Below are 10,952 nucleotides of genomic sequence, written 5' to 3'. Positions count from 1 at the left end.
CACCTGTCACCTGTCACCCGTTCCCTGTTCCCTGTTCCCTGTTCCCTTTCCAAATTAATTAGTTTTTTCAATCATTTCAAAGAAAGCATCATCTAATTCATAGCCCAGAATTTGCGCTAAGGATTTGAGTCGAGATGGACTAACAATATCTTGTTTGTACAACCAATCACTTAAAATAAAGATTTTGTGCATCAAAAATATTTCTAAGGCTTCGGGGTTGTACTGGATACCTTCTTTAGAACTAAACTGATGAGGTACTAACATTGCTGCGTATCTAGATAATTCTCCGGCTTTCCAGTCTAGTAAAAATGGTAACCAAGGATACTTGGCATCAAGACGCACAAACCACAGTCTTACCTCGGGAATTTCCGATAACTCCCGTGGATCATTTTCTTCCTGTTCATAATTAATTTCTAGACGTAGTTGCTGTTCATAGGAGGAAATACTTCCTGCTTGCAGTAGTGGTTCAATCACCATTAAGGCAGGTGATACATCTAAACTATAAATAGAATCGTTGTTGAGGGTGATTGTGATTGTCATGGACTGATAGATAGATACTTACTTACTCAACAGTGTTGACAATTCACAGTAACAGTTTTTTAACCACTTGAGGTAGACATTGAGAGGAATTTTAAGATAAAGTTGTTATGAGTTTGTTTTAAATTGAGAATATTATGAGTTAGTAAACAGGCAAAAGGCAAAGTGTTCTTTAATTTTGCGGGAGTGAGTCCTGTCGTGAGGGTATTTTGAATTGATTTCCAATTTCTAGAATTCACAACCTGAAATATGTACAAGCAAGGAAGTTGTCTTAAACCTATTCGTTCCTTAGAAGATGCTTTGGATAGGTGTCAAATGTTGGGAATGCGTGTCAGTCGTCAGAGACGCTTTATACTGGAGTTGCTTTGGCAAGCGAAAGAGCATCTTTCTGCTAGGGAGATTTATGATCGACTCAATAAAGAAGGTAAAGAAATTGGACATACTTCGGTATATCAAAATCTAGAAGCTTTATCTAGCCAGAGTATTATAGAGTGTATTGAACATGGTGATGGACGATTATATGGAAATAATAGTGATTCCCATAGTCATGTTAACTGTATAGATACAAATCAGATTTTAGATGTGCAGATAGAATTACCCGAAGAGTTGTTACGTCAAGTAGAAGCACAGACAGGAATTAAGATTTCTGAATATACAATTAACTTTTATGGTTATCGTGACAAAGTGAATGATTAGGAATTGAGAATTTAAACTAAGTAGGTGAACACAATAAAACCAAACTGTGTAAAGAAACGTAAAATCGCCCAAACCCTCTTGCCTCTTGCCTCTTGCCTTTTGCCTCTTGCCTTGCCATAACAACAATTTTCAACGCCAACCTACTTAGCCTAAAAATCAGGAATCAAATCTCTTGTAAAAATGAGCGATCGCCTTTTACAATTCTTATTAATTGACCCAGATCCAATTTTCCGTTTAGGACTAAAGGTAACACTGGAAGCTATTCCTAATTTACAAGTTATAGCAGACGTTGCCACAGATACCGCAGCTTTACAGGTTTTAGCGCAAGTAAATTCTCAGCAAATTAAATTAATCATTTTAGAATTAGGGAATGAACAATTGGGTTTGCAGTTCTGTAAACAACTAAAAGCTTTATATCCCCACATACCTATATTACTTTTAAGTTCAAAATCCCAACCAGAAATGCTCATTGCGGCAAAAGCAATAGGAATAAATGGTTATTGTCCTAAAGGGATATCAATTTCTCAATTAGTCCCCATTCTTCAAGAAGTTGCTAATGGTGGTTATTATTGGTTCACAGAACCAGTAATCATTAATTCTCCTTTGCCATTTGCTAAGTTGCGAAATAATTTACAAAATTCAGGAATTAATAATATTGATCAAGCTATTAATCTAGTCACAGAAAAATTAAAAATACCAGGAATACCTTTATTAAATAAAGCAATTTTAGCAGGACAGCGACGCGAACTTCTAGCCGCTCGCTGGGTTGTTAATCACTTATTGACAATACCGAAAGAAAGACAAAAACCACCCCCAGAAAACCAATTACTATCCTTCAGTATTCAGAATCAGGATAATATCATTAAACTAGATGCGGATGTAAGACCATCAATTAATATACCACCTATAGTTAGTTCTCGACAACTGCAATCTGAATTATTTACTTTATGTTTAAATAAATTGCAATTTTCTTTAGAAAATCTTACTAATACACCTTTAGAAATTGATATTCTCCGAGAAAATAAAAAGCGAGAGTTGCTTTATATTATTCTGAGGAAATTTTTTACCCAGGTGGAAGAAATACATACTTTTAATTTCGATAAAAATCAGCTATTTAATTTACAAAATCAGATTTCTCTAGATTTATGGAAATTTGCTATTACGGAATTTTTTGGTAATTATTCTCGGATTATTTTAGACAAACAAGAAATAAATTTAGTCAAGTTTTTATTAGATAAAAATACAGATTTGCAAACAGAAATTATTAATAAAGTGCCGTTATTATTTGAGTTATTGTCTTATTTACTATTACTGACAGATTTATATATTGATAATGTTTCTTACCCAGCAGGAACTAAAGAATCTCAATCACAAGCATTATTAATTTTAGAGAATTTATTGATTCATATAGCTAATGCTGTAATTCAACCATTACTAAATAACTTAGCAGATGAGGAAAGTATTAAACAAAATTTTTATAACTGGCAAATGATTTCTACTAGGGAAATTGAGAAGTTCAGAAATAATCTATCTTGGAAATATCAATTATATCAATATATAACTGAAGCACAAACTATTTTTGAAAGTCGCTATGAGTTCTTTGTTTTCTCCCCTCGTGGAATTACGAAAATATCAATTTATGCTCCTCGAAATCAAGAATTAGCTCAACTTTCTGGTATTCCTTTAGGGGTAACATTAATACTGGAATTTCGGGATGCTATTTCTCCACGTATCCAATCATTGGTAGGGTTTTTAGGAACTGGAATTGTTTTCGTCCTTACTCAAATAGTCGGTAAGGGTTTAGGTTTAGTTGGTAGAGGTATTTTGCAAGGAATTGGTAGTGTTTCTTTGTCAGAAAAAGGACAACGGAAGAATAGGTAATTAGTCATTAGTCATTCAATACTGCTCGGTTAAGGGGATATAGGGGGTGAATTCAAAAATATTTTGTTCGCGTATGTAAGTAGGTGAACACAATAAAACCAAACTGTGTAAAGAAACGTAAAATCGCCCAAACCCTCTTCACTCTTGCCTCTTGCCTCTTGCCTTTTGCCTTGCCATAACGACAATTTTCAACGCCAACCTACTTACTACGATAACAATAAAAGCTAAAAAACTTGCTTATACCTAACGAAGGGCACGCTGAAAAAACTTAATTGTCAATTGATGAGAATGATTAAAATACCTTTTTTCTGGTTTTACCTGCTGAATGTGGGCTATAATAGAATGTAAAATATAAAGTCTTTTCGCCCGAATCTCACAAAAAATAAAATAATATGTATAAGCATTATATGAAATATTGCAAACATAATATAAAACTGTTACCTTCTGTCCCAGAACCAAAATACGTTGTTTTTACAGATTTTGATGAAACTTATCTTGCTCATCAAAATAGAGAGGATTATAAAAATGATCTCAAAGAACTTGAGGAGTATTTATTAAATGAAACATATCAGAAACAAATCTTTTTTGGTTGGGTTACTGGTAGTAGTTTAACTTCAGTTTTTGATAAAATAAATAAATGTGGTTTGACATTATTACCTCATTTTATTGCTAGTAGTTTAGGGACTGAACTAATCTACTTCAATCAAAACCAATACGCTGAAAAAGATAAAATATGGGAAAACAATCTCATGAAAACTGGATTCTCTGAGAATTTAGTTAATAACTTAGTTAGTTTTTTAAAATTAGATAATATACATTTGACACCACAACCTCAAATAGCAGATTGTCCTTTTTTAAAGAATTACTATTACCATCAACAAAATGATCTAATTGATAATCAGGCAATTTTGAAGATAAAAGAGTTAGTGAAACAAGCTGGTATTCAAGTAAATATTAGTCAAGCAAATCCTTTATCTGGAGATCCAAACAATTGCTATGATGTTGATTTTATCCCATCAGGGACAGGTAAAAAACATATAGTTAATTTTATTTTACAGCAGACAAATGTAAGTTATCAAAACTCCATAGCTTTTGGTGAAAGTGGTAATGATATTGAAATGCTGCAAACTGTTAGACATGGTTATTTAGTTGGAAATGCAACCAGCGAAGCTAGGAAATTACATTTTCAAATAGCAGAAAATGAATATGCTAAAGGAATATTATCTGTATTAAAAACACTTATTAAATAATCAAGAGTCATGAGTCAGAATGTTTGATATATTACATCCCACATTCCGCAATTATGAAACGCCATATTTTTGGTATTTTTTGTGTAATCCTGAAAAAGCTGAATTGTTTATAACTCAATCAGTCTTAATCATATTTACATAAGAGTAAAGCCACCGTTAATACATAAATATTGCCCTGTAACAAATCTGGACTCATGACTGGCGAAATAAAGCACTGCTTCAGTAATATCCTGTGGAGTACCCCATTGCTGCATGGGAATTCTGACTTGGTAAGCGTCTTTTTTTTCTTGAGGAACGTTTTCATGGCGTTCTACGGGTATCCAACCGGGAGCAACTGCATTAACTGTAATACCAAAAGGCGCTAATTCGGTGGCCATGCTGCGTGTAAATCCCAGTTGTCCATTTTTGGCAGTAACGTAAGCACTGAAGTTATTAACTGAGCGGAAACAAACGTCACTACTAATATTAATAATTCGTCCCCATTGTTTTTGTTTCATGGAGGGTAAACAAATACGAGTTAATAAGTAGGGACTTTTGATAAAAAAATCCAGCATGGTTTGGAAATCTTGCCAGGTGTATTCCTCAAAGGGGATCTGGGGTTGGTTTCCTGTGGCATTTAACACCAAAATATCTACTGCACCCAGTTGAGAGGCGATCGCTTCATAAATTGCTGCTACATCTTCTTCTTGGGTAACATCCCCACGAACCAAAATAGCTTGGCAACCTTGTTGTTCAAGTTCAGCTAAAGCCTGTTTAGCCCGTGATTCGTTATTGCTGTAATTGATTGCTACCTTAGCACCTGCTTGTCCCAATTTGAGAGCGATCGCTTTCCCTAAACCAGCAGAACTTCCTGTAACTAAGGCCACATGACCATCTAAAGAAAATGACATTTAATTACTAACCCCTGATGAAAATAATGAAATAAACTTAGAGGTTGTTTGAAAAGTATTATATGAAACCCATAATCTCCAAAAACCTAACCCCCCAGCCCCCCTTCCCTACGAGGGAAGGGGGGTTTCAAAGCCTCTCCCCGCTTAGGGGAGAGGTTTGGAGAGGGGTTTGTTTGTACATTAAAAACTTTTCAAACATCCTCTTAGACAACGGCAAATTTTTGTAATACTTGAGACAAGTTATTTAAACTCTCTTTCGTTCCCTGCTCAACATCTGATGTTTCTTCATATTCAACCACCCAATATCCCTGATAACCTGCATTTAATAGTTCTTTAATAATCGGTTCCCAGACAATTTCTCCCTCTCCAAAAGCACAGAATTGAGGACTACCATTAACCCATTGCACATCTTTCCAATGACTATAATTTACCCAAGGAAGAATATAGCGGAGTGCCATCAAAGGATCAGTTCCCTGATTCAAAAAATTAGCGGGATCATAGTTAATACCAACAGCAGGACTTTTAATACCTTCCATCATTCTGGCCACTCTTTGTCCGGTTGCAGTTGGTCCACCATGATTTTCAATCGTTATTTGAATTCCTCGTTCTTCGGCGTAGTCACCGATTTTATTAAAAGCATAATGCAACAGAGGAAAAACATCTGGGAGAATATAATCATTTCTGTGATCACCAGACAATAATCTGACAAATTTTGCCCCTAATTTTTCAGCACTATCAACAAAACGCTCTAAGTAGGTGAACACAATAAAACCAAACTGTGTAAAGAAATGTAAAATCGCCCAAACCCTCTTCACTCTTGCCTCTTGCCTCTTGCCTTTTGCCTTGCCATAACGACAATTTTCAACGCTCACCTACTTACTCTTTTAATTTCTGTTTCTAACTCATTTGCATCTGAGAGTGTAAAATTATTTCTTCCTGCTATACAAATAATATCTACTCCTGCTTCTTTAGCCCAATCAGCAATTTTAGATACTGCTTGATCATCACCATCATGTAAAAGATGTTTGGGTGCTTGGGGATGAGCATTCACTTCTACTGAACGAATGCCTTGGTTAGCTATCCAGTGGAAATATTCAGGTATTTCCACTTCTCTCCAGCCCCAAGCAGCACAGCCAATATTTAGTGAATTAATGTTAGACTTTAGCATATTTTAGATTTTGGATTTTAGAAATGATGTGTATAGCTTAGAGGGTAAGCTGTCGTGCATTCAAAATGCACAACAGCAAATCAAAAGTGAAGAAAATTTGAGGCTTATTTATTGATAGAATAACTTAATGTTTTCACAAACTTGCTCAAGTTCCTGAACGGTTAGTCCTGGATAAATAGGTAAACTCAGGATGCGGCTTGCTTGCATTTCTGCGACAGGAAAACTCCCTGCTGGATAGCTTAATTCTTTACCTGCTGTAGATAGATGAATTGGCACTGGATAATGAATTGCTGTACCGATACCGCGATCGCTCAAAAATTGACGCAATTGATCACGCCGTTCAGCTTGAATAACAAAGGTGTGGTAAACGCATTTTTCCCACTCTCGTTCCCATGGCATTATGATTTGAGGAATACCCGCAAGTTGACTTTGGTAATAGTGAGCATTTTCTTGACGTTGCTGTGTCCATTCCTGGAGGTAACGCAATTTAACTAACAGAATAGCTGCTTGTAGAGTATCTAAGCGAGAATTATGAGACCACATCACACAGTCATCACGAGTTCGTAAACCAATATTCCGCATAATTTTTAACTGGTCATACAGTTCGGAATCATCCGTTACTATTACTCCTCCATCTCCACAAGCATTTAAGTTTTTCAGGGGGTGTAAACTGAAACAACCCACTATTCCCAAAGAACCTACTCGTTGACCTTGATACTCAGCCAGTACAGATTGGGCGGCATCCTCCACTACAGCTATTCCATTTTCCTGGGCAATATCTAAAATTGGTTTCATGTTACAAGGTCTTCCCGTCAGATGTACAGGGATAATTGCCTTTGTTTTGGGAGTAATAGCTGCGGCGATTTTAGTTGGATCAATATTGTAATCATCGCCCACATCAACGAATACAGGTTTAGCACCAAGTATGCGAATACAGGTAGCTGAAGCCACGAAAGAATTAGGGACAGTAATAACTTCATCACCAGAACGAATACCAAGTGCTTTGAGTGCAAAAATTAAGGCATCTGTCCCAGAATTAACACCAACTGCATAACGAACGCCACACAATTGAGCAAACTGACGCTCAAACTCTGCAACTTGCTCGCCTAAAATAAAGTTGCCATCATCAAGGACTTCACCCATTGCTGCTAGTAACTCAGACTTGATGGCAGCGTGTTGACTTTTAAGATTAACGAAGGGTATTTGATTAATGGTTAATAGTTGTGACATTTTTAATATCCCAATATATTGATAACGACTTCACGGATGTAACCAGACTGACGATGTTCCCAGATATAAATATCTTGTAAACGTCCTAGCTGCAAAAGACCTTGAGCAATCGGAACTTGTTCAGAGGTATGGGTAAGGGCAGAGCGAATATGTGCCGGCATATCATCTAAACCTTGTCCGGCTAAAAGATATTGACCATTTTCGGGAACTAACTTCGCAAAAAAGGTTTCCACGTCGGGTTTGGCATCTTCTTCTTGAATCAATAAACTGGCGGAAGTATGACGGATAAAAAGGTTACAAATTCCTGCTGTAATTCCTGATTCTGTAATGACTGCTTGGACTTGGGGCGTAATTTGACATAGAGATTTACCAGTAGTTTGTACCTTGATTGATTGTTGGTCAAGTCTTATAGATGAGTTGGTCATTTTTATTCCTTTCCTAAATGCTCAAACCACGATTTTGTCTCTTGCTGAATTGTTTCTGGTGTCCAAACTGGAGCATCTCGCCAAAGTTCAATATTGGCTAACATTTCACTTACACCTTGACTTAAAGGTACTTGAGGTTGCCATTTTAAAAGAGTCGTAGCTTTAGTAATATCAGCCCAAGTACAATCCGGTTCTCCTGGGCGTTTGGGAATGTGAGTAATTTCTCCTGCTAATAATTTCACCAGTGTTAAAACGCTTTCAGATTTACCAGAACCAATATTAATAATTTCCCCGGTAATATCCGATTCAGCAGCTTTGATAAAGGCTGCTACTACATCACTAACGAAGGTAAAATCTCTCGTTTGCATTCCATCTCCAACAACAGTAAAAGGGGTTTTCGCTAGTTTTTGAGCTAAAAATACGCCAAATACTGCACCATAAGCTCCTGTGGTTCTGGATCTTGGTCCATACACATTAAACAATCGTAAAGAAAGGGCTGGAAGTTGATAAACTTGCGCCCAGTGCATGACTAATTGTTCACCTAAATATTTTGTTAAGCCGTATGGATGTTTAGGATGACAAGGATAGGTTTCTGATGTGGGATATTGATTAGGAATACCATAGCAAGTGGAAGAAGCTGTGTAGATAAATTTTTGGATTTTAGCAGTACGACAAGCTTCTAAAAGGACGAATGTACTATGTAAATTGGCATGATAATATGCTCCTGGATTTTGGATTGAGGGAACTAAATCAGCTAATCCTGCTAAATGAAATACCCAGTCAATATCTGTTAATATGGATGGGGAAATATCAGCAACATCTTGCTCAATAAATGTAAATGTGGAATAGGTTTGAGCCACTTTTAAATTAGCTGTTCTTCCTGTCACCAGATTATCTAAACCAACGACACTATGACCTGATTTGAGGAGGAGATCACACAAGTGGCTACCAATAAAACCAGCAGCACCAGTGACTAAGCAATGTTTAGGAGAATTTAATTTACTGTTCATACAAAATTAATAATCTGTTAGTCAAAATTTAAATTTTCATCAAGCTTTATGATCATCTAATTTACATTATCAAATTCTAACCCTGGTTGATCAAATACAGTTTCCACACAAGCTTTCATTTGATGTCCGTCGGCGGGATAATAGAGACGGGTTTGATAAGCGTCTTCTAAACCGTTATCGGCAAACATATTATTTAACCCAAAATGGCAGGTGTTATCTCCTAATTCATCTATCCCACTATGGGAAAATTGACAAAGAACGTTGGATTTATTAAGCCGTGCCATTGTAATTTCAGAAATACACATTTCCAAAAAGGCACTATAAGTGCTGAAAATGCCTTGTTTTCCTGCTTCCATGCCAAATCCTGCCGCCGCAGAGAAGTTTCCTCTTTCCATGATGCCGCCATGATAGAAAATCTCTGGATAGGCTTGACTAATTTTATTGATACCACAGGATTCTCCTAAATCACTGTCAATACACATTACCTTTTCTCGCCGTTCTGTGGGTGTCATTTGACTGAGAAGAGAGACAACGGTAGCATCAAAAATATGGCGTGTTTTGCTGCTAGAACCCGTAAAAGAGTAGGTATGTGTGAGGGGAATAACTTTTTTGAGGTAATTGACGGCTGATGTATGTCCGCGAGTTTCTAAATAGGCGATCGCTAACTCTGGTGATAGGGCATCATGTCCTAAAGGTGTGCCTTCTACTCCAACAATACCGGGAGTCATAGGACGTTTATTAATTACTGCTACTGGTCCATTAATAGTGACAGCTTGACAGAGACGAGTATATAAATCATCTAAATCTTCCCCTGCTCCAGTTAATACAGTTAATCCATGTCCAGCTAAAGTTTGACCGACGTTATAACCCTTGAGATAATCTGTTGGATATCCGCTACAGGTGGAATTGTTATCATCAATAATTAATTTGATATTGAGATTTTTAGCCACAGCTAAACGGGCGGCTTCGGCATTATTTCCTTCTTGCTGTGAACCATCTGAACCTAAACAGAATACTACTTGATGAGGATGTGCGATCGCTACTCCATTCACATAAGCCCAGAGGTGTCCTAATCTTCCCGAACTAAATTTTACACCAGGAGTGCGTCCTCGTTCTGGATGTGCAAGTAGTAATGAATAGGCTTCTCGATAATGCAGCAGATTTTCTGTATCAAGATCACCCTGTAAAGTTGCCATTAAATATTGTATTGATATGGCTGCGGCTTTAGTAGAAAAGCAAAATCAGCAGTGTCGAAAAGTGATATTTATCGGTAATGGAGGAAGTGCAGCCGTAGCTAGTCATCAGGCTATTGACTACTGGCGTAATGGTAATATTCCCGCGATTTGCTTTAACGATGGTGCTTTGGTGACCTGTATTAGTAATGACTTTGGCTACGAACAAGTTTTTAGCAAACCCATTTCTACATTTGCTCAGTCTGGAGATGTTTTGTTTGCAATTAGTAGTTCTGGACAATCACAAAATATTCTTGCTGGTGTTTACCAAGCACTAAAAATGAATTGTCATGTGATTACACTTTCAGCCTTTCAACCTAACAACCCCTTACGTCAACTTGGACATCTAAATTTTTATGTTCCCACGATGTCCTATGGTTTTGCAGAAATCATGCACTTATGTATTTGTCACTGCATTATTGATGGCTTGGTAGAAGGTGCTTTACCTAGTGCAAATGTGAATAACTATCTCAGTTTAAATGAACTAAAAGTATCCTAAAATATTCATCCCATTTATATATAAGTAGGTTGGCGTTGAAAATTGTCGTTATGGCAAGGCAAAAGGCAAGAGGCAATAGGCAAGAGTGAAGAGGGTTTGGGCGATTTTACGTTTCTTTACACAGTTTGGTTTTA

At 36.8% G+C, this 10,952-nt stretch carries 11 protein-coding genes and 1 pseudogene; 4 read left to right on the top strand and 8 right to left on the bottom strand.

Annotation, left to right across the window (positions count from 1 at the left end):
• Positions 1–54: 54 nt before the first annotated feature.
• Positions 55–540: a CRR6 family NdhI maturation factor gene (locus FJR37_RS00290; RefSeq protein ID WP_039201350.1), complete on the bottom strand. Its 486-nt coding sequence runs from the start codon at positions 538–540 to the stop codon at positions 55–57.
• A gap of 246 nt (positions 541–786) precedes the next feature.
• Between FJR37_RS00290 and FJR37_RS00285 the strand changes: the two genes are divergently transcribed.
• The 3 genes from FJR37_RS00285 (at position 787) to FJR37_RS00275 (ending at position 4,364) form a co-directional block, all read left to right on the top strand.
• Positions 787–1,233 (top strand): Fur family transcriptional regulator, encoded by a 447-nt coding sequence (locus FJR37_RS00285; protein ID WP_168464973.1) that lies wholly within the window; start codon positions 787–789, stop codon positions 1,231–1,233.
• A gap of 180 nt (positions 1,234–1,413) precedes the next feature.
• A complete protein-coding gene (locus FJR37_RS00280; RefSeq protein ID WP_053539651.1) occupies positions 1,414–3,114 on the top strand; it encodes a DUF3685 domain-containing protein in 1,701 nt (566 codons plus the stop codon).
• 392 nt (positions 3,115–3,506) lie between these two features.
• Complete coding sequence (locus tag FJR37_RS00275; protein ID WP_168464970.1) at positions 3,507–4,364, top strand: HAD-IIB family hydrolase; 858 nt, start codon at positions 3,507–3,509, stop codon at positions 4,362–4,364.
• A 134-nt stretch (positions 4,365–4,498) separates the two neighbouring features.
• Here FJR37_RS00275 and FJR37_RS00270 read toward each other — a convergent pair whose 3' ends face one another.
• The 7 genes and pseudogenes from FJR37_RS00270 to FJR37_RS00240 all read right to left on the bottom strand — a co-directional run.
• Positions 4,499–5,254, bottom strand: coding sequence for an SDR family NAD(P)-dependent oxidoreductase (locus FJR37_RS00270; protein ID WP_015078118.1), 756 nt, complete (start codon positions 5,252–5,254; stop codon positions 4,499–4,501).
• Between the two features lie 203 nt (positions 5,255–5,457).
• The gene (locus tag FJR37_RS00265) at positions 5,458–6,126 is read right to left on the bottom strand and encodes a sugar phosphate isomerase/epimerase family protein (RefSeq protein ID WP_168464968.1); all 669 of its coding nucleotides are present in this window, start codon (positions 6,124–6,126) and stop codon (positions 5,458–5,460) included.
• A complete protein-coding gene (locus tag FJR37_RS00260) occupies positions 6,123–6,422 on the bottom strand; it encodes a hypothetical protein (protein WP_168464966.1) in 300 nt (99 codons plus the stop codon). The genes FJR37_RS00265 and FJR37_RS00260 overlap by 4 nt, the downstream gene beginning before the upstream one ends.
• A gap of 108 nt (positions 6,423–6,530) precedes the next feature.
• On the bottom strand, positions 6,531–7,652 hold the full coding sequence (locus tag FJR37_RS00255) for a DegT/DnrJ/EryC1/StrS aminotransferase family protein (RefSeq protein WP_015078120.1): 1,122 nt from the start codon (positions 7,650–7,652) through the stop codon (positions 6,531–6,533).
• Positions 7,653–7,654: 2 nt separating this feature from the next.
• Positions 7,655–8,077, bottom strand: coding sequence for a secondary thiamine-phosphate synthase enzyme YjbQ (locus FJR37_RS00250; RefSeq protein ID WP_015078121.1), 423 nt, complete (start codon positions 8,075–8,077; stop codon positions 7,655–7,657).
• A 2-nt stretch (positions 8,078–8,079) separates the two neighbouring features.
• Positions 8,080–9,087, bottom strand: a complete 1,008-nt coding sequence (locus FJR37_RS00245) for an SDR family oxidoreductase (protein ID WP_015078122.1) — start codon at positions 9,085–9,087, stop codon at positions 8,080–8,082.
• 71 nt (positions 9,088–9,158) lie between these two features.
• Positions 9,159–10,322: pseudogene (locus FJR37_RS00240) on the bottom strand (transketolase); the annotation flags it as partial.
• Between FJR37_RS00240 and FJR37_RS00235 the strand changes: the two are divergent.
• Positions 10,300–10,818 carry an SIS domain-containing protein gene (locus FJR37_RS00235; protein ID WP_168464964.1) on the top strand — a complete coding sequence of 173 codons (519 nt, stop codon included), beginning with the start codon at positions 10,300–10,302 and terminating at the stop codon, positions 10,816–10,818. The pseudogene FJR37_RS00240 and the gene FJR37_RS00235 overlap by 23 nt on opposite strands.
• Positions 10,819–10,952: the final 134 nt, after the last annotated feature.

The organism is Aphanizomenon sp. UHCC 0183 (assembly GCF_009712065.1).
Taxonomy (GTDB): Bacteria; Cyanobacteriota; Cyanobacteriia; order Cyanobacteriales; family Nostocaceae; genus Dolichospermum; species Dolichospermum heterosporum.
This window is presented reverse-complemented; position numbering and strand designations above follow the sequence as displayed.

Excerpts from the sequence above, each read along its gene's own strand:
- FJR37_RS00290 (WP_039201350.1), bottom strand. The coding sequence starts at position 540 with ATGACAATCACAATCACCCTCAACAACGATTCTATTTATAGTTTAGAT.
- FJR37_RS00285 (WP_168464973.1), top strand. The coding sequence starts at position 787 with ATGTACAAGCAAGGAAGTTGTCTTAAACCTATTCGTTCCTTAGAAGAT.
- FJR37_RS00280 (WP_053539651.1), top strand. The coding sequence starts at position 1,414 with ATGAGCGATCGCCTTTTACAATTCTTATTAATTGACCCAGATCCAATT.
- FJR37_RS00275 (WP_168464970.1), top strand. The coding sequence starts at position 3,507 with ATGTATAAGCATTATATGAAATATTGCAAACATAATATAAAACTGTTA.
- FJR37_RS00270 (WP_015078118.1), bottom strand. The coding sequence starts at position 5,254 with ATGTCATTTTCTTTAGATGGTCATGTGGCCTTAGTTACAGGAAGTTCT.
- FJR37_RS00260 (WP_168464966.1), bottom strand. The coding sequence starts at position 6,422 with ATGCTAAAGTCTAACATTAATTCACTAAATATTGGCTGTGCTGCTTGG.
- FJR37_RS00255 (WP_015078120.1), bottom strand. The coding sequence starts at position 7,652 with ATGTCACAACTATTAACCATTAATCAAATACCCTTCGTTAATCTTAAA.
- FJR37_RS00250 (WP_015078121.1), bottom strand. The coding sequence starts at position 8,077 with ATGACCAACTCATCTATAAGACTTGACCAACAATCAATCAAGGTACAA.
- FJR37_RS00245 (WP_015078122.1), bottom strand. The coding sequence starts at position 9,087 with ATGAACAGTAAATTAAATTCTCCTAAACATTGCTTAGTCACTGGTGCT.
- FJR37_RS00235 (WP_168464964.1), top strand. The coding sequence starts at position 10,300 with ATGGCTGCGGCTTTAGTAGAAAAGCAAAATCAGCAGTGTCGAAAAGTG.